General features: G+C 39.4%; 15 protein-coding genes. 6 read left to right on the top strand and 9 right to left on the bottom strand.

Features of this window, described 5'->3' with window-relative positions; translation table 11 throughout:
• Positions 1 to 104 precede the first annotated feature (104 nt).
• Positions 105 to 2,486: a phosphocholine-specific phospholipase C gene (locus ABIB30_RS23395; RefSeq protein ID WP_354305473.1), complete on the top strand. Its 2,382-nt coding sequence runs from the start codon at positions 105 to 107 to the stop codon at positions 2,484 to 2,486.
• Positions 2,487 to 2,489: 3 nt separating this feature from the next.
• Here the strand turns inward: ABIB30_RS23395 and ABIB30_RS23400 are convergent, their stop codons facing one another.
• The gene (locus ABIB30_RS23400; RefSeq protein ID WP_354305474.1) at positions 2,490 to 3,701 is read right to left on the bottom strand and encodes a GAF domain-containing sensor histidine kinase; all 1,212 of its coding nucleotides are present in this window, start codon (positions 3,699 to 3,701) and stop codon (positions 2,490 to 2,492) included.
• Positions 3,702 to 4,034: 333 nt separating this feature from the next.
• On the opposite strand from ABIB30_RS23400, the gene ABIB30_RS23405 reads away from it, so the two are divergent.
• On the top strand, positions 4,035 to 5,018 hold the full coding sequence (locus ABIB30_RS23405) for a chitinase (protein WP_354305475.1): 984 nt from the start codon (positions 4,035 to 4,037) through the stop codon (positions 5,016 to 5,018).
• Here the strand turns inward: ABIB30_RS23405 and ABIB30_RS23410 are convergent.
• From ABIB30_RS23410 to recJ, 3 genes are read right to left on the bottom strand one after another with little or no spacing between them, the layout of a single operon-like run.
• Complete coding sequence (locus ABIB30_RS23410; RefSeq protein WP_354305476.1) at positions 5,015 to 6,529, bottom strand: GH3 auxin-responsive promoter family protein; 1,515 nt, start codon at positions 6,527 to 6,529, stop codon at positions 5,015 to 5,017. The genes ABIB30_RS23405 and ABIB30_RS23410 overlap by 4 nt on opposite strands.
• 8 nt (positions 6,530 to 6,537) lie before the next feature.
• Complete coding sequence (lptB, locus tag ABIB30_RS23415; protein ID WP_068405958.1) at positions 6,538 to 7,272, bottom strand: LPS export ABC transporter ATP-binding protein; 735 nt, start codon at positions 7,270 to 7,272, stop codon at positions 6,538 to 6,540.
• Positions 7,273 to 8,982, bottom strand: coding sequence for a single-stranded-DNA-specific exonuclease RecJ (recJ, locus tag ABIB30_RS23420; RefSeq protein ID WP_354305477.1), 1,710 nt, complete (start codon positions 8,980 to 8,982; stop codon positions 7,273 to 7,275).
• A gap of 141 nt (positions 8,983 to 9,123) precedes the next feature.
• Here recJ and ABIB30_RS23425 point away from each other — a divergent pair, with 141 nt between their 5' ends.
• Positions 9,124 to 9,891 carry an MBL fold metallo-hydrolase gene (locus tag ABIB30_RS23425; RefSeq protein WP_354305478.1) on the top strand — a complete coding sequence of 256 codons (768 nt, stop codon included), beginning with the start codon at positions 9,124 to 9,126 and terminating at the stop codon, positions 9,889 to 9,891.
• Here ABIB30_RS23425 and ABIB30_RS23430 read toward each other — a convergent pair.
• The 3 genes from ABIB30_RS23430 to ABIB30_RS23440 form a co-directional block, all read right to left on the bottom strand.
• Positions 9,884 to 10,291: a response regulator gene (locus tag ABIB30_RS23430; RefSeq protein WP_354305480.1), complete on the bottom strand. Its 408-nt coding sequence runs from the start codon at positions 10,289 to 10,291 to the stop codon at positions 9,884 to 9,886. The genes ABIB30_RS23425 and ABIB30_RS23430 overlap by 8 nt on opposite strands.
• A 155-nt stretch (positions 10,292 to 10,446) precedes the next feature.
• Positions 10,447 to 13,335, bottom strand: coding sequence for an aminomethyl-transferring glycine dehydrogenase (gcvP, locus tag ABIB30_RS23435; RefSeq protein WP_354305481.1), 2,889 nt, complete (start codon positions 13,333 to 13,335; stop codon positions 10,447 to 10,449).
• A gap of 78 nt (positions 13,336 to 13,413) precedes the next feature.
• Entirely contained in the window at positions 13,414 to 14,127 is a 714-nt protein-coding gene (locus ABIB30_RS23440) for a pyridoxine 5'-phosphate synthase (protein WP_068407893.1), read from the bottom strand.
• 22 nt (positions 14,128 to 14,149) lie between these two features.
• On the opposite strand from ABIB30_RS23440, the gene ABIB30_RS23445 reads away from it, so the two are divergent.
• Entirely contained in the window at positions 14,150 to 15,151 is a 1,002-nt protein-coding gene (locus tag ABIB30_RS23445) for a polysaccharide deacetylase family protein (RefSeq protein ID WP_354305482.1), read from the top strand.
• 83 nt (positions 15,152 to 15,234) lie between these two features.
• Here the strand turns inward: ABIB30_RS23445 and ahcY are convergent, their stop codons facing one another.
• Positions 15,235 to 16,551, bottom strand: a complete 1,317-nt coding sequence (gene ahcY, locus ABIB30_RS23450; protein WP_068405975.1) for an adenosylhomocysteinase — start codon at positions 16,549 to 16,551, stop codon at positions 15,235 to 15,237.
• Between the two features lie 347 nt (positions 16,552 to 16,898).
• Complete coding sequence (locus ABIB30_RS23455; RefSeq protein ID WP_354305483.1) at positions 16,899 to 17,342, bottom strand: PKD-like domain-containing protein; 444 nt, start codon at positions 17,340 to 17,342, stop codon at positions 16,899 to 16,901.
• A gap of 144 nt (positions 17,343 to 17,486) precedes the next feature.
• On the opposite strand from ABIB30_RS23455, the gene ABIB30_RS23460 reads away from it, so the two are divergent.
• Both ABIB30_RS23460 and tssD read left to right on the top strand, forming a co-directional pair.
• Entirely contained in the window at positions 17,487 to 17,777 is a 291-nt protein-coding gene (locus ABIB30_RS23460; protein ID WP_354305484.1) for a ubiquitin family protein, read from the top strand.
• Between the two features lie 517 nt (positions 17,778 to 18,294).
• Complete coding sequence (gene tssD / locus ABIB30_RS23465) at positions 18,295 to 18,690, top strand: type VI secretion system tube protein TssD (RefSeq protein ID WP_354305485.1); 396 nt, start codon at positions 18,295 to 18,297, stop codon at positions 18,688 to 18,690.

Consider the following 18,690-nt stretch of genomic DNA (forward strand, 5'->3'; position numbering starts at 1 on the left):
GTGGGCAATATCTTTGTTACAGCGCATTAATTATAAAAATTTCTTATAATTTGATAGCTAAAATGTGCTCCATTAGATTAACACACATAATTTAATTAACAAAAATGAATTCAAGAAGAGACTTTTTGAAGAAAGCAGCAATGTTTTCTGGTGCTGCCGGTTTAGCAAACGTAATTCCTATGTCTATACAAAAGGCAATGGCAATTGAAGCTGATCCCGGAACTACTTTTTATGACGCAGAACACGTAGTATTCCTGATGCAGGAAAATCGTTCTTTTGATCATATGTTTGGTAAACTGAGTGGAGTACGTGGATTCAATGATCCCCGTGCAGCAATTCTGCCTAACCACGATAAAGTATGGCTGCAACAAGACACTTCTGGGAATACTTTTGCACCTTTCCACATAGATATTAACAAAACTAAAATTACCTGGCAGGGTGGGTTGCCCCATTCCTGGAATGACCAGGTTGCAGCCCGCAATAAAGGCAAATACGATAAATGGGTTCCTGTAAAAACCCTGATGACCTTAGGACATTATGAGCGGACTGATATTCCTTTTTATTACGCTTTAGCAGACGCCTTTACCATTTGTGACCATAGCTTCTGTTCCTCACTAACCGGGACTACACCAAACAGGTTATTCTTCTGGTCAGGTACAATCCGTCCAGAGCAAAATGGAAAAGCTGTAGCGGTAGTCAATAACTCACAAGCTGAATCTCATTCTGGTGCTTTCGTAGACTGGGATACTTTCCCCGAGTTACTGGAAGACAATGGGGTATCCTGGAAGGTTTATCAAAACGAACTCTGGACAGCAAATTTACAAGATAAAAGAGTGGGTGACTGGGTGGATAACTATGGGGATAACCCGCTGGAATATGTAAAAAGATACCACGTTAAACTTTCGGCTTATTTCAGGAAAAATGGTGATCAGACTAATAAAAAGGAAATCCTGACTCCCGAACAAGTTACCGCAAAATATAATAAACTGAGTCAAAAGGAGAGAAACCTGATTGACAAAGCATTTGCGACAAATATCAATATACCTGGAGATTATCTGGAGCTTGAACCCTTCACTTACACCGATGATCAAGGCGTTAAAGAAACAATAGATATCCCTAAAAATGATATTTTCCATCAATTCAGAGCAGATGTAGAGCAGGGTAAATTACCCGCTGTTTCCTGGTTAGTTGCCCCTCAGCGATTCTCAGACCATACCAGTTCTCCTTTATATGGAACATGGTATGTATCCGAGGCAATTGACATCCTGACCAAGAACCCTGAAATCTGGAAAAAGACCATCTTTGTTTTAACTTATGACGAGAATGATGGGTATTTTGACCATATTCCACCATTTGTAGCGCCAAATCCTAACGATCCGGAAACGGGAAAAGTCTCTTCAAAAATGAATATTGACGTAGAATGGGAAGCTAAAATGGGAAGCCCGCTAGGTTTAGGTTACCGCGTGCCCATGCTGATTGCTTCCCCATGGAGTAAAGGAGGATATGTAAACTCACAAGTGTTTGATCATACCTCTTCCCAGCAATTCTTAGAGAAATTCTTAAGTAAAAAGACCGGTAAAAAGATTAAAAATAATAATATCAGTGATTGGAGAAGAGCTGTTTGCGGAGATATGACTTCAGTTTTCAGACCTTATAACGGAGAGAAAATAGTTAACCCTAAAGCATTGCAAAAGAATGAGGTGGTCACCAGCATTCAAAATGCGAAGAATAAACCAGCTCAAGTTACGCCTGATGCATTGACAGCAGCAGAAATCGCGGCAATTAACACCAATGCACCATTTTCTTCCGCATCGCCTGCAGCTATGCCTGTACAAGAAAAAGGGACAAGAAAAGCCTGTGCTTTACCCTACCAGTTATTCGCGGAAGCTAATTTGAACGCAGATAAAACAGCTGTAGAATTAAAATTTGAATCTGGTAAAAGTGGATTTGGACAATTACTGGAGCCAGTTGGTTCAGCGTTTAATGTAACCTCTTTAAATCCATATGCGGGGGTCGCTGGTAAAAACTGGGATTATGCGGTAAATGCAGGAGATCAGGTCGCGCACCAGCTTCAGCTTAATAAATTTAAAGCTGAAAATTACAACTTGCTAGTTCGGGGGCCTAATGGATTTTTCAGACATTTCAAAGGCAATAAAAATGATCCTGAGCTTACTGTAAACTGTACTTATGAAAAGTCCGGGTTGCTTAAAGAAAAACTCAGTGGAAATGTTAGTATAGTACTGGAGAATAAAGGAAATACAGCCTTAGCATTGGAAATCAAACCAGGCGTGTATGCAGGTAATTCCCAAAAAGTTCAATTGAAACCTAAAAGTAAAGAACAGGTGGTATTGAACCTTGGAAAGCACTCCGGCTGGTATGATTTTACGATTGTAACCGCAGATGAAGCTTATAGCAGGCAATATGCAGGGCATGTAGAAACCGGTGAAGAGTCCGTTTCTGATCCTTATATGGCAGGGATCCTATAATAGCTATCCTTGTTTATAAGTGGGCAGAGAGATAAAGAAAGAGCTTCCAAAGTTTTTACCTTCGCTTTCTGCCCATACTTTACCTTTATGGCTTTCCACAAGCATTTTTACAATAAATAAGCCTAAGCCATAAGATTTTTCATGTGCTGTAGGAATCGCACTTAATTTCGCGAATTTCGTAAATAGCTTTTTCTTATCATCCTCACTCAGGCCCAGACCTTCATCCTTGAACTCAATAATCAGCTCATCCTCAATTATCGAAGTATTGATCACAATAGTAGCTCCTTCATAAGAGTACTTCATAGCATTACTCAGCAAATTATCCAGTACATCCAATATCCGTTCCCGATCCGCATAAATTAAGGCAGACAGGTCATTGTTAATGATTAAAGTTTGATTTTTCGCAGCCAGTGAAAGTTCAAAAGACTGCTGTAACTGTAGCAGCAGGCCAGTAATAATGACTGGTTCATGAACTAATTCAACCAATGAATTTTCACTCCTGGCATCTGTTAGCAGGTTGTTAAGCTTTTTCTCTACACCTCTGGAAGAGTTCTCAATTTTGGCGGCCATAGAGAACACCTTTTCACTTGTCATTTCGCGGCTGCCCAGCAATTGCGCGTACAAAGAAATTGAAGTGATAGGGTTTTTCATATCATGAGCCAGGCGATGCAGGCGGTCATCATAGGCTCTCACAATTTTTCTGTTGACCATGCGGGTCTCCAGCTTCTCCATCACCATTCTGGAAAGTAACAATAGCATTCTGGACTGATGATCGGTTACCGTGGTCCGGGGTTCAGCATCCAGGACGCAGACAGTGCCCAGTGCAAATCCATCAGCAGTTCTGATCTGTGCAGCTGCATAAAATCTTACACCTCCTGGTCTGGAGATATAAGGGTTTTTCATCAACTCAGGAAATTGATGGGTGTCGTGAAAAATAGTCAGATCATCCTCCATAATACTCAGCGAGCAAAGACCATAAGCCCTGGAAATATGATCCACCTCGATCCTGCTGCTGCTTGCTTTAACGAAAACATGCCCTTTATCAACAAAAGTTACAAAAGCCTTCTTAGTTCCGAATATTTCGGCCGCCATTAAAGCAATTGTATCAAAATCCGTTTCAGAATGGGTGTCCAGAATTTCATATTGATATAGTTTTTTTAATCTGATCTCGTCATTATTGGGAATAAGATTATCCGGCGTTTGATTATTTGTCATTGATTTTAATTCAGGGCATGCATTTTTAGGCGATAGGGCACGTTTTAGCTCCTTTTGACTGGGTATAAAAAGAAATCCTAAGAATAATATTATGCATTAAACAAAAAACTGGTTTGATTGTTGTATAAATTGTTCTTTTTATCAAACGATGCTGATTAACTACAATATTAAAAGAATTACAATGACCGGTCCGTGTATGTTTATGTGTGAATATTATTCATCCTTATAAATTATGAGTATAATTAGACTTTGCCTGGGATTTATTAAGTTTCTATATTCACAGGTATAAGAAAAGCATGAAATTCATGTTGTTCTAAACCTGAACTGAAAAATATGAGACAAAAAGGCTTTAAAATTATTGCTGCTATACTGATTTGTTTAAGCGCTGTTTCTACCGCCAGCGCTATTAAGTTAAACAATTCTGATCATAAAAACGCGACTAAGCCTTCATTTCCTTCTTTACTCTCTGCTGCTGTTTTTAACCAGCTCTTTCCATTGAGAAGTAAGTTTTACACTTATCCTTCTTTGCTGAAAGCTGTTCAGAATTTAGCACAGGTTAAAATTCAAGTAGAGAAAAGAGGACCTTTTATTTATAAAATAACCAGATTTGACCAGCGTACAGGAAAAAAATCCGTTGTCCGCCAGGATAAAGACTGGAATGAAAGCTGGGCACAGCAAAAAGAATATACCACCATCACTATTGATTATAGTCAATTCTGTAATAGTACAGCTCAAACGACCAATCAAAAAGAATTGGCGGCCTTTTTCGCACAAGCTGCACATGAAACCAGAGATGGAGCGGATGGTAAATTCAATGATGGGCTGATGCTCAAGAGAGAATTGGACACCACAAACGCATATCTGGCTGCTAATGTTGTTTATCCTGCAGTTGCTGGAAAGAGATATTACGGACGTGGCCCGCTTCAATTAAGTTATAATGGGAATTACGGCTTTGCTTCGGATTGTATTTTTGGAGACAAGAATAAATTACTCTCTGATCCTGATCTGATTCTCAAAGATCCTGTTGTTGCCTTTGAAACTGCCATTTATTTCTGGATGACTCCGCAAGGAATTAAGCCTTCTGCACACGAAGTGATTACCGGAAAATGGAAGCCTTCAGCTGCGGATCAGGCAAAGGGGTGGGTTGCCGGATTCGGTTTGGTGACCAATATTATCAACGGCGCAATTGAATGTAACCATGGAGAAGCAGTAGCAGCGATGAAAAACAGAACTGACTACTATCAGCACTATTTGCGTGCATTTGGTGCAACAGATACCAGGAAGTGTTCTTGCGGGTCGATGCAGCCTTTTCCTTAACGGTTTAACAGCGGTAAAATCTCATCCACGTACTTCCTTTCATTAGCCAGCCGGGGCACTTTGTGCTGTCCGCCTAATTTGCCTTTTGATTTCAGCCAGTTATAAAAAGTATCTTTTGGTGCATTGTGAACTTTAGGTCTGCAAAGCGCCATGTTATTGAAACGTTTGGCATCATAGTCAGAATTGATTTCTCTCAATGTCTGATCTAATACGTCTACGAATTTCTCAAAATCATCAGGCTGCTGGTCAAATTCTATGATCCATTCGTGTCCTCCAGCATCATTTCCTTTAAAATAAATAGGACAGGCAGTATAATCTTTAAAAGCTGCGCCAGTTTCTCTGCACGCTTTACTTATCGCTTGTTCCGCATTATCAATAATCACTTCTTCGCCGAAAGCATTGATAAAATGTTTAGTCCGGCCTGTAATTTTGATTCTGAAAGGAGATAAAGAAGTAAATTGAACCGTATCTCCAATTACATAGCGCCATAAACCAGCATTGGTAGAAATGATAATTGCATAGTTTTTATATAATTCTACCTCTCCAAGACTCAGCGTTACCGGATTATCATCACAAAGTTGCTCTAAAGGTAAAAACTCATAATAAATGCCATAATCCAGCATAAGTAACATCTCTTCCGAATTTACCTGGTCCTGTATACCAAAGAAGCCCTCAGAAGCATTATAGGTTTCCAGGTAATACATATCAGCTCTTGGGATCAATTCTTTAAACTGCTCCCTGTAAGGACTGAAATTTACCGCCCCATGAAAATAAAGTTCCAGGTTTGGCCATACTTCCAGTAAATTCTTCTTGCCGGTAATTTCCAGCACTTTTTTAGCCAGCACAATTGTCCAGGTAGGTACTCCAGAAATATTGGTTACGTTCTCTTTAATGGTGGCTTCTGCCATGCGGTCCATTTTTTGCTCGTAATCATCCATCAAAGCGATTGAAATATCCGGTGTACGGTAATATTCCGCCCACATTGGCAAGTTTTTGATCAGTACAGCAGAAAGATCCCCATAAAAGGAGTCTTCATTTAACTGGTTAATTTGATGACTGCCACCTAATACAAGTGCTTTCCCGGTCAGGATCTGGTTGGAGGGTTTGTTATTGCAGAAGATGGAGATCATATCCTTCCCACCCTTGAAATGGCATTCTTCTAAAGCCTCAGGAGAGACTGGGATAAATTTACTTCTGTCACTGGTTGTTCCGGATGATTTGGCGAACCATTTAATCTCCGAAGGCCAGAGAATATTTTGTTCCCCCTGCAGCATCCGTTCGATATAAGGTTTTAGAGAATCATAATTCTGAAGCGGAACGCGCTGCTTAAACTGATCCGGGGTCTCAATAGACTTATAATCATATTTCTTTCCCCATTCTGTATTCTCAGCACATGAAATCAGGGTATGAAACCATTCCTCCTGGACATCTATCGGATATTTCATGAAAAGCTCAATCTGGTGGACACGCTTTTTCATATACCAGGTGAAAATAGAATTTACAATTGCCATACGATAGCTTATAAGTTTTTACTGCGAAGTACAAAATTGGAACCCAGGTAGACCTTTCTTACCATTTCATTGGCGGCAAGTATTTCGGGAGTACCAGACTCCAGTATTTTACCTTCAAATAACAGATAAGCCCGATCCGTAATGGAAAGTGTTTCCTGAACATTGTGGTCGGTTATCAGGATCCCGATATTTTTATTTCTGAGTTTGGCTACAATCGTCTGGATCTCCTCTACAGCAATAGGGTCTACTCCTGCAAATGGTTCATCCAACAGGATGAAGTTGGGGCTCGCTGCCAGTGCTCTGGCAATCTCTGTCCTGCGGCGTTCCCCTCCTGATAAAAGGTCACCACGGTTTCTTCTTACTTTATGCAAACTGAATTCGTCAATTAACTCTTCCAGTTTTTCCTGGCGCTCTACTCTGGTCATGGTTGTCATTTCCAGAATCGACAGGATGTTATCTTCTACAGACAGCTTTCTGAAAACTGAAGCTTCCTGTGCTAAATAACCAATTCCTTTTTGTGCCCTGCGGTACATCGCATCCTTGGTAATGTCTTCATCATCCAGAAAGATGTTACCTTCATTAGGCTTGATCAGTCCTACAATCATATAAAAGGAAGTTGTCTTTCCCGCTCCGTTAGGGCCGAGTAATCCTACAATTTCCCCCTGACTCACACTAAACGAAACGTCGTTGACGACAGTCCGTTGCTTGTATTTTTTTATAAGATTATCAGCTCTTAATATCATTTATATGAGGTTATTTATCTCTATTGCTTTAATATTCAATTGTAAACGTTTCTGCTCTTTCCAAACATTTTCTTCTATTGTATAACAAACAGAGAAGGGTTGTCCAGGTTTTAATAGTTGCTCAAATTCTGCCAGTCCGAATCCAATGGTTTCAAAAATACTGGAATTTTGTTGTTTAATGCTCAACTTTAAATGTTTTGCACCTACAATATAAGGTGTTCCCACGTAAAATACATCATGAGTCACAAATACCGGGGCCGGGTTAACCGGGCCAAAAGGTGCCATCTGGGCGAGTATACGTTGAAACTTGCCATCAATTTGAGTCAGTGAAATTTCATTGTCAATCAAAATTTCAGGACAAAGTAAATTTTCTGTGATAGTGGCAGCAACGACAGTTTCAAACCTTTCTGCAAAGGCTTCAATGTTTTCGGGCTTGATTGTCATCCCCGCTGCAAACTTATGACCGCCAAATTGTTCCAGTAAATCAGCGCAACTTAAAAGTGCTTCATACAAATCATAACCCGGTACTGAACGTGCTGATCCGGTCAGCATCCCATTTGACAGGGTTAGAACGATAGTTGGTCTGTAATATTTTTCCGTCAACCGCGAAGCGACAATACCGATCACTCCTTTATTCCACTGGTCGTTATAAACTACGGTTGTTTTTTTATTGATCAGTATTTCAGATTCATCAATCAGGGCCAGGGCCTCTGCGGTAATATTCTGATCTGTTGTTTTCCGGTCTGTATTCTGCAGATTAATGAAAAGACTCTGCTCTGCTGCCAGGGTATCTGCTGTACACAATAACATTTTAACAGCCTGGTTACCGTGATCCATTCGTCCGGCAGCATTAATCCGCGGTGCTAAAGTGAATACAACATCAGTAATGGTAAAATCTTTATTTTTACCGCAGCTATCCATTAAAGCTTTCAACCCTGTAGAGGGGTTTGTATTTAATTTGATCAGCCCATAATAAGCAAGAGTCCGGTTTTCGTCATTGATCGGCACAATGTCCGCAGCAATAGAAACCATCACCAGATCAAGGTATCTTTCGTAATTTTCTGCCGGAAGATGATGTGTCAGGCAATAGGCCTGAGCCAGTTTAAAACCAATTCCGCAACCTGCAAGTTCTTTAAACGGATAAGGGCAATCCAATCTTTTAGGATCGAGAATAGCAACTGCTGCTGGTAATTCATCGCCTGGTAAATGGTGGTCACAAATGATGAAATCTATACCAAGCGTATTGGCATAGTCAATCTTATCATTTGATTTAATCCCGCAGTCCAGAGCAATAATCAGCGTAATTCCCTGTGCTTTTGCATGATCGATCCCCGCGGTAGAAATCCCGTATCCTTCTTTATGGCGATCAGGGATATAATATTCAATAGCCGAAGTGAATTGGCGGAAAAAACTATAAGCAAGTGCTACTGAGGTTGTGCCATCCACATCATAATCTCCATAAATCATGATATTTTCTGCTGCAGCCAAGGCAACATCAATCCTGGCGATTGCCTTATCCATATCCTTCATTAAAAAAGGATCATGTAATTGGGTGAGCTGCGGCCTGAAGAAGTCTTTAGCTTCCTGAAAAGAAGTGATATCCCGTTGTACTAATATTTCAGCTAAACTTGTATCTATATTTAATTGCTGTGCAAGCGAATCTGTTATTTCTACTTTACCCTTTACGGCTTGCACCCATCTTTTCTTCATTTAGTTTTAGTTTTGTATTTTTTGCAAAGCGCTGTTTAAGCGGTAATGACGTTAGCATGAAGGTATTTCATGCAGGTTCCATATCTTTGTAACAGATTGTAAATATATCATTAATTATTCTTTTGACTAACACCTACGCCATTGCAAGTTTTTACTTTATATGAAGGTTCTTATTCTGTAGCAGCCGACAAAAAGTTCGTCCCTTTTAATCCTCAGACAGATAGCCCTAAAGACAGACCTGGATCTCTATTTATTCACGTTAACCCTTTCCTTGTTAAATTTGGGGATAAATTATTGGTACTGGATACCGGATTAGGCTATAGTAACAGTGATGGAGCGCTGATTTTACATGAAAATATTCGCAAAGCAGGCTTTAATCCTGAAGATGTGGATTATGTTTTGATGTCACATCTGCATTTTGATCATGCCGGCGGTATGGTGCATAAAGAAAACAATGGAATGGAGCTTAGTTTTCCGAATGCGACTTACGTGATTCAGCGTGGAGAATGGGAGGGTGCCTTTACCAATGCTTCTTCCTCTTACAGAACCGAGATCTTTGACTTCCTGCAACGGAATGCAACGCTGGTTTTCGTAGACGAAACAGGGGATTTAATTCCGGGTATCAAACATATCCTCACTGGCGGACATACCCCTTTTCACCAGGCCTGGTTATTAGAAGATGAAGAAAATAAAGTATTTTTTGGTGGCGATGTTTTGCCAGAGCCAGAAGAACTGTACAAGAAATTTATTGCCAAATATGATTATGATGGGCGCAAGTCCATGGAACTAAGAGAAGAATTTGGGCATACAGCTGTTACTGAACACTGGAACTGTCTTTTCTATCATGGTAAAAGCAAAGCAACCGGTTTTATAGAACTGGGCGAAGAAGGGCAGTTTAAAGTTATATAGTCTGTGTATTTTTGCCTTCAAAGAGTTCAACAAGGCGTTCAATAGAAAGGGGTTTAGAAATAAACCCTTTTACTGTTTTATAGGTTTTGGCTTTTTCAATATCATTCTCATAAACTGAAGAAGAGAGCATATACATGTCTATCTCAGTTTGTATCCCCAGCTTTTCATAAGCATCTAAAAACTCCCAGCCATTCAAGACTGGCATATTGATGTCAATCAGGATCAGATGCGGAAGAACCTCATTGTTTGCGATTAATTCCTGCAGATATTCAATCGCCATTGATCCGTTTGTCTTGGCAACCATTTTTGCCTCATAGCCTGTTTTTTCAACAATTTTCTTAATAATGAAAATGTTAATGTCATCATCGTCAATTACCAACAGGTTAATTTTAGTATTCATCAGCTTAATAGTTTATAGAAAGATCACTGGGATTAATATAAAGATATAAAATAGAAACGTAAAGTAAATCTTTGAGAATTTATATATTTCAAAAAAGCAGGGTCATCTTAAAAAGAAATGACCCTGCTGCTTAATCAAAGGAATGTGAAGCTTGTTTATAAACTAACTTCTTCTTCTTCCATATAACTTTCTATTGGCGGGCAGGCACAAACTAATGACCTGTCTCCAAATGAATCGTTAACTCTTCCAACCGAAGGCCAGAATTTATGTTCTGATACATAAGGTAATGGGAACGCTGCAGTTTGTCTGCTGTAGCTATGTGACCATTCATCACCTGTAACTTTAGCTGCAGTATGCGGTGCATTTTTCAATGGATTATCTAATTTATCCAATGTACCGTTCTCCACTTGGGTAATTTCATTTCTGATGGCAATTAAAGCATCACAGAAACGGTCAAGCTCATGTTTAGCTTCACTTTCTGTTGGCTCAACCATTAACGTTCCAGCAACCGGGAAAGAAACTGTTGGTGCGTGGAAACCATAATCCATTAATCTTTTCGCAATATCAACTACCTCGATACCGAAGTTTTTGAATCCGCGGCAATCCAGGATCATTTCATGTGCACAGCGTCCTTTACTTCCTGAATAAAGTACTGGGTAATGTTTCTCTAAACGCGCTTTCATGTAATTTGCATTTAAGATGGCATATTCAGTAGCATTTTTCAATCCCTCGCCACCCATCATTGCAATGTAAGCATGAGAGATGATCAGGATAGAAGCAGAACCCCATGGTGCAGAAGATACCGCATGAATTGATTTCTCATTGTTGATGTCTACCACCGCATGACCTGGTAAATATTTTACCAAATGTGCAGCAACACCGATCGGCCCCATACCAGGACCACCACCACCGTGAGGGATACAGAATGTTTTATGTAAATTCAGGTGACATACGTCAGCGCCAATGTTTGCAGGGCTGGTTAAACCTACCTGAGCATTCATATTTGCACCATCCATATAAACCTGTCCGCCATTAGCGTGGATAACTTCACAGATTTCAATGATACTTTCTTCAAATACACCATGTGTAGATGGGTAAGTTACCATGAAACAAGATAAGTTAGCTTTATGCTCTTCAGCTTTTGCTTTCAGGTCAGCTACATCAATATTACCGTTTGCATCACATTTAACAATCACAATCTTCATTCCGGCCATCGCTGCTGATGCAGGATTAGTACCATGTGCAGAAGAAGGGATTAAAGCGATGTTACGCTGATGATCACCACGATCCTGGTGATAAGCTCTGATTACCATTAAGCCTGCATATTCTCCCTGAGCACCAGCATTTGGCTGTAAACTCATGGCTGCAAAACCAGTAATTTCACTTAACCATCTGTCAATCTCATTGAATATAGTGTAATAACCAGCCACCTGATCTGCCGGAGCAAATGGGTGAACACGGCCAAACTCTGCCCAGGTAACCGGGATCATTTCTGTCGTTGCATTTAACTTCATGGTACATGACCCTAAAGCAATCATAGAATGACAAAGAGAAAGATCTTTTGCTTCCAGTGATTTGATATAACGCAACATTTCATGCTCTGAATGGTGCAGGTTAAATACCGGATGCGTCAGGTAAGCCGAAGTACGTTGTAATTCAGCAGGGATTACAGTTTGAATATTTTTTTCTTCAGCAAGTTCAACGCTGTCCGCAGAGATCGCTTTTACTTTAGAAAATATTTTATTCAGCAATTTGATGTCTTCAATAGAAGTAGTTTCGTCTAATGCGATCGTAGCTACAGAACCGATGTAGTTCAGGTTGATTTCGTTATCAATACATTCTTTATGAATTGAATCTTTTAAATCACCTAAATCAACACGGATCGTGTCAAAGAAAACTTTGTTTAATTGTTTATAGCCGATTTGCTCAATTGATTGTGAAAGTGCAACAGCTAAACCATGTGTTCTTTCTGCAATTAATTTAAGACCTTTCGGGCCATGATATACGGCATAGAAACTAGCCATAATAGCTAATAAAGCCTGTGCAGTACAGATGTTTGAAGTTGCTTTATCTCTGCGGATATGCTGCTCTCTTGTTTGCAGCGCCATACGTAAAGCATAGTTGTTGTGACTGTCAATAGTTACCCCGATAATTCTTCCTGGGATTGAACGTTTATATTCATCCTTAGTTGCGAAAAATGCAGCGTGCGGACCACCAAAGCCCATTGGTACACCAAAACGTTGTGTAGTACCTACAACGATATCAGCTCCCCATTCTCCCGGAGGAGTTAATAGTGTTAAGCTTAAAATATCAGCTACCACTGTTAATTTAACATTTTTAGCATGTGCTTTTTCAGCGAATGAAGTATAGTTGAAAACTTCACCATTTCCAGCAGGATATTGAACAATTGCACCAAAGAACTCTTCAGTTGCTTCAAATGCCTGGTGATCACCGATTACCAGTTCAATTCCGAATGGATTTGCACGGGTTTTTAAAATGTCTATAGTTTGAGGGAACAACAATTCCGAAACGAAAAACTTATTTGCCTGTGTATTTTTACGCAAACTGAATTGCATAAACATCGCTTCGGCAGCTGCAGTACCTTCATCTAAAAGAGAAGCATTTGCAATTTCCATACCGGTAAGGTCAATCACCATAGTCTGGAAGTTCAGCAAAGCCTGTAAGCGGCCTTGTGCAATTTCAGCCTGGTATGGAGTATATTGTGTATACCATCCTGGATTTTCCATCACATTTCTCAGAATTACTCCTGGAGTAGTGGTGTCATAATATCCTTGTCCGATATAAGATTTGAAAACTTTATTCAGTGAAGCCGTTTGTCTAAGGCTTTCCAAATATTCTTTCTCAGACTTAGCAACAGGTAAATTAAGTGGTTTTTTCAGCCTGATTTTTTGAGGAACAGTTTGTTCAATCAGTTCTTCAATAGAAGTCAGACCAAGGGTGCTTAACATAGCCTCAGTATCCTCCGCATTTGGAGCGATATGACGGTTTTTAAAGTCTTCTTTGTAATGGATGTTTAAACTCATGACGGTTAACAATAAATTTGCGCAAAGGTATTAAAATTTCAGTTCCATTCCAATGGAATGGGCCGATCTAAATATATTCTACAATTGTTTTAAATAGAGCTGAATTGTGTTTTCCAGACCTAAATACAAGGAATCGCTAATTAAGGCATGGCCGATAGAAACTTCCAGTAAATTGGGAATGTTATCTGCAAAATATTTCAGGTTCTGCAGGTCAAGATCATGTCCGGCATTGATCCCTAAACCAAGCTTATTTGCTGTATGTGCAGCTTGCGTATAAGGGCTGATTGCTTTGACAGGATCTTTGGCATAATTAGCTGCATAATACTCTGTGTAAAGTTCTATCCGGTCGGTTCCCGTAGTTTGTGCAGCTTCTATAATTTCTCTTACCGGATCTGTGAAAATAGAAACTCTGATACCTTCTTTTTGAAATAGCTGAACCATTTCTTTAAGATAGGCCTGATGCTTAATAGTATCCCATCCATGATTGGAAGTGATCTGTCCTTCAGTATCTGGTACCAATGTTACTTGTGCAGGCTTATTGGCCAGTACAAGGTCAATGAATTTTTGTTCTTTGCAGTTACCTTCTATATTGAATTCTGTTGAAATGGCTGTTTTAAGATCGAATACATCCTGATAACGGATATGACGTTCATCAGGTCTTGGATGTACAGTGATTCCTTCCGCACCAAAACGTTCACAGTCAAGTGCTACCTTAACCAGATCTGGATTGTTTCCCCCGCGACTGTTGCGTAACGTGGCTATTTTATTGATATTTACTGATAGTTTTGCCATGTACAAAGATAAACCATTAAACATGAACAGGTATAATATTATTGTAAACAGGTTAACGTTCTGTGTAATTATTTGTTGTTTTTTAATTTTTGGAGCAATTGTCTCTTCTGCACAGGAGGTTATTAAAAATTATACAGTTTATAATGGTGTAGCAAAAGTGCATGGAAACGAGTTGCTGGTGATCCGCAAAATGGAGAAAGCAGGACAAGTGGTTTATCTGACTGTAAATCCGCAGACTTTAACGACAGCATTAACAACTAATGTTGTTGTGCGCCCGATGGACTGGAAAAGTGCAAAAGCTTATTTTCAGCAGACTCCTTATTTCAAAGCTTACGATGCTGCTTCAAAACAAGCGCTTGCGCTAAAGGATGCGGGGGTGACGCATGGCTTCCCTAAGGATAAGGGAATAACGCTGACTATAGATCTTTGTCCATCACATAAGCCGTTAGACCGGATTATTTTCACATCATTGATTACAGAGTTTGCTAAAATTGAGCAGCCTGTGCCTGTAGCGCTTTCTATAACTGGCCGGTGGATGTTAACGCATGCTGACGATCTGAACTGGCTGAAAGAACTGGTGGCAAAAAAAGAAATTGAAATTACCTGGATTGATCATTCCTTCAATCACCATGTAAGCCCAACTGCACCATTAAAGACTAATTTTCTGTTAGAACCGGGGACAGATATGAATTTTGAAATACTGGGTACTGAACTGGCTATGTTGCAGCATGGTTTAATTCCCTCTGTATTTTTCAGGTTTCCGGGATTGGTTTCTGATCAGCTGGTAGTGGATAAAGTTTTGGCTTATGGGATTATTCCGGTAGGTAGTGATGCCTGGTTGGCAAAAGGGCAGAAAGCTGCTGCCGGCAGTATCGTTTTGATTCATGGGAATGGAAACGAACCAGTAGGAGTGGCTGACTTTATCAAGCTGTTAAAAAGCAAGTCTGCTGAGGTAACCAGCAAGCAGTGGCTGATGTATGATTTGTCGGAAAGCGTGGAAGATGAATTTGGAGGATCTAAATAACTATTTATTAAAAAAGGGATGTCCTTTCGGCACATCCCTTTTTTATAGCATTTATAACCTCTTAAAAAAGGTCTTTAAACGGACTAGTATCTGTAAGCTTCCGGTTTGAAAGGACCTTCAACTGGTACACCGATATAATCAGCTTGTTGTTGATCTAATACGTCTAATTCAACACCAATTTTAGCTAAGTGTAAACGTGCTACTTTCTCATCCAGTGATTTAGGAAGAACATATACTTTGTTCTCATATTTTCCTGGGTTAGTCCAAAGCTCTAACTGTGCTAAAGTCTGGTTAGTGAAAGATGCAGACATCACGAAACTTGGGTGGCCAGTAGCACATCCTAAGTTTACTAAACGACCTTCAGCTAATAAAATAACGTCTTTACCGTCGATAGTATATTTATCAACCTGTGGTTTGATTTCGATTTTAGTATCACCGTAGTTAGAGTTTAACCAGGCTACGTCGATTTCATTGTCAAAATGACCAATGTTACAAACGATAACTTTATCTTTCATTACTCTGAAATGCTCAGGACGAACGATGTTACAGTTACCAGTAGTTGTAACCACGATATCAGCTTCTTTAACTGCTGTAGCGAATTTCTTCACTTCATAACCTTCCATTGCAGCTTGTAATGCACAGATAGGGTCAATTTCAGAAACGATAACACGAACACCTTGTGAGCTTAAAGATTCAGCAGAACCTTTACCTACATCACCGTAACCTGCAACTACAGCAACTTTACCAGCAAGCATAACATCAGTAGCACGACGGATCGCATCTACCAATGACTCACGGCAACCGTATTTGTTGTCAAATTTAGATTTAGTAACTGAGTCATTTACATTGATAGCTGGTAAATGCAAAGTTCCGTTTTTCATACGTTCGTATAAACGGTGAACACCAGTAGTAGTTTCTTCTGATAATCCTTTGATTGCAGCAATCAGCTCAGGGAATTTATCGAAAACCATGTTGGTTAAGTCACCACCATCGTCTAAGATCATATTTAATGGTTGTTGCTCTGGACCGAAGTGTAAAGTTTGCTCAATACACCAGTCGAAATCTGCTTCATTCAAACCTTTCCAAGCATAAACCTGGATTCCGGCAGCAGCAATAGCAGCAGCAGCGTGGTCTTGTGTAGAGAAGATATTGCAGGATGACCAGGTCACTTCTGCTCCAAGTTCAACTAAAGTTTCGATCAGAACTGCAGTCTGGATAGTCATGTGCAAACATCCTGCGATACGTGCGCCTTTTAATGGTTTTGAAGGACCAAATTCAGCACGCAAAGACATTAAGCCTGGCATTTCTGCTTCTGCTAATCCAATTTCTTTACGGCCCCATTCTGCCAGTGAAATGTCCTTTACTTTAAAAGGAACGTAAGTAGTCTCTACTGATGACATATTTTGTTTTGTTAAGTTGTTTATTTATAGTTAGTTGTTTAGCAGGCGAAAGCGACAGGATTATACCCTTGACTCTTGCCTTCTTTTACTATTGCAAAATTACACAATAGTTTAGCCAAATTCAAAAAGGGATCAGATGGTTGGGATGTTTAGACAAAGATCTCCACATTCTTGATTTTCAAATGATACTCCGATTCTTAAAGCTGTAAGTCTTAAGCAGTATAATAAACGGTTTATTCTTATTGATCGGTATAACAGATGTGTGAACATATGTTTAAAAAAAATGCCCTTCATTAAGGAAGGGCATTGTGTTGAAAAACTTTATTACAGCTTAAAACTTTGGAATTTTAATCTGCCGGACAGCTATTACAGCCTGATAGTTTTTGAATAAATGTTCCTTTTTCACCTGTATTATTATCTAAAGCAGTAATTGTGATATAAAAGGGAAACGTATTTTCTGATATTTGTTGGTATTGCACGACTATTGAATTGGTTCCCTGACCGCTTACGATAGTTCCAAGATTACCGATAGTCCAGGTGTAGTCTGTTCCTCCCTGGCCAGTTACACGGTAGGTGTGGTTAGTTCCCCCGCCATAAACAATTCCTCTTGGTCCGGAGATAGTTAATGTGAAAAAAAGATTTGTAAATGATCCGCTTAACGGAGATATAACTGGGTTTTTAATCGAAGAATTTGATTTGGAAGTTTCAGCAGGAAGCTTGCCTGCAGTAGCTTCTGTAGTATAATAAACAAGAATCAGAGCCAGAAAAGATAGTGATAAGTAATTTTTCATAATAATAACAATTTAGTTTAAGCTAAACTAAATATTCTTATGGAATAAATACTATGTTTTATTGATTCGTTTTTGTTTTTCGTGATTGTTTTTGTGTTGTTTTGATTAAAAAATAAATTAAATTGCACTTTAAAATAATAAACTATGTTCAAAAAAATCTCTCTCTCCTTATTTGTGGTTTTTATGCTGTGCGCCTTTGTGAGTACAGCTTCTGCCATGCAAATCTATGTAAAGACCTTAACAGGTAAAACCATTACACTTGAAGTTCAGTCGTCAGATACGATTGAAAACGTAAAAGCTAAAATACAGGATAAAGAAGGCATACCGCCAGATCAACAGCGCTTAATTTATGGGGGCAAGCAATTAGAAGATGGAAGGACTTTGGCAGATTATAATATTCAAAAAGGAAGTACGCTACATCTGGTATTAAGATGAGCGTTCTTGCTACTTTACACCTGGTATTGAGACTGGGATAATCCTGATTCAATTATTCAAATAAAACCCCGTCAAAACTAGTTTTGATGGGGTTTTATTTTCCGGAAAATATGAAAATATAAGTAGAAATCCTGTTACACTTCTCTATTGAAACGTCGTTAAAAAGACCTTGAGATGAGGTTGGAATGACTGGGGTCATTGCAAGGTCATTCCTAGGCATTATTCAACACGCTTTCAACAGGTGTTTTTTTAGCTGAAGGCCATGTTTTGGTTTTTTCTCTGAAATTTTGGGCATAACTGTATCCTTTAACTACAAACTGTAGCCTAATTCAACATTCACGAAACAGTATCTAATTTGATGTTACTCCCGTTTTGGGCCTGATAAAAAAAATATATCTCCCTGATCTGCAATCAAAGGGGGGCGGGTCTGATAAAGAAACGAAAGTTGGAATGTTGGCAAAATTATTGTTAGTATTGTATATACTTAGTAAATATTTTTCACCCAAAAATTAAAGTTATGGCTTTCAAAGCAAGATTAAACTTTTCGGGCAAGGAGTACGATGTGCTCCATTGTTCCTATTCGCTCAACCGGGATGTAGATGCCAAAGGAAGACCTTCTTCCGGAGTATATGGCGGCACAATCGACGTGGAAATTGAATCGACTGAAGATACTTTTATCGTCGAATCAATGGTCAACAATCAATATAAACCTTTAGCCGGTACACTACTGATCAAAAAATCTGAAGAAGATGCCAAAATGAAAGAAGTTCATTTTGAGGACGGTTATATTGTCAAGTATACCGAAGGAATTAATGTCACGGGTGATAATCCGATGACGCTGAAGTTCCAGATTTCTGCCCGTAAGTTAAAGCTTGGCAATGCTGAGCATACCAACGACTGGCCGAAGGCTTAG

Origin of the sequence: Pedobacter sp. UYP1, assembly GCF_040547305.1 — a bacterium.
Lineage (GTDB): Bacteria > Bacteroidota > Bacteroidia > Sphingobacteriales > Sphingobacteriaceae > Pedobacter.

Coding starts and splice junctions, on each gene's coding strand:
- ABIB30_RS23395 (WP_354305473.1), top strand. CDS start 105: ATGAATTCAAGAAGAGACTTTTTGAAGAAAGCAGCAATGTTTTCTGGT.
- ABIB30_RS23400 (WP_354305474.1), bottom strand. CDS start 3,701: ATGACAAATAATCAAACGCCGGATAATCTTATTCCCAATAATGACGAG.
- ABIB30_RS23405 (WP_354305475.1), top strand. CDS start 4,035: ATGAGACAAAAAGGCTTTAAAATTATTGCTGCTATACTGATTTGTTTA.
- ABIB30_RS23410 (WP_354305476.1), bottom strand. CDS start 6,529: ATGGCAATTGTAAATTCTATTTTCACCTGGTATATGAAAAAGCGTGTC.
- lptB (WP_068405958.1), bottom strand. CDS start 7,272: ATGATATTAAGAGCTGATAATCTTATAAAAAAATACAAGCAACGGACT.
- recJ (WP_354305477.1), bottom strand. CDS start 8,982: ATGAAGAAAAGATGGGTGCAAGCCGTAAAGGGTAAAGTAGAAATAACA.
- ABIB30_RS23430 (WP_354305480.1), bottom strand. CDS start 10,291: ATGAATACTAAAATTAACCTGTTGGTAATTGACGATGATGACATTAAC.
- gcvP (WP_354305481.1), bottom strand. CDS start 13,335: ATGAGTTTAAACATCCATTACAAAGAAGACTTTAAAAACCGTCATATC.
- ABIB30_RS23440 (WP_068407893.1), bottom strand. CDS start 14,127: ATGGCAAAACTATCAGTAAATATCAATAAAATAGCCACGTTACGCAAC.
- ABIB30_RS23445 (WP_354305482.1), top strand. CDS start 14,150: ATGAACAGGTATAATATTATTGTAAACAGGTTAACGTTCTGTGTAATT.
- ahcY (WP_068405975.1), bottom strand. CDS start 16,551: ATGTCATCAGTAGAGACTACTTACGTTCCTTTTAAAGTAAAGGACATT.
- ABIB30_RS23455 (WP_354305483.1), bottom strand. CDS start 17,342: ATGAAAAATTACTTATCACTATCTTTTCTGGCTCTGATTCTTGTTTAT.
- ABIB30_RS23460 (WP_354305484.1), top strand. CDS start 17,487: ATGTTCAAAAAAATCTCTCTCTCCTTATTTGTGGTTTTTATGCTGTGC.
- tssD (WP_354305485.1), top strand. CDS start 18,295: ATGGCTTTCAAAGCAAGATTAAACTTTTCGGGCAAGGAGTACGATGTG.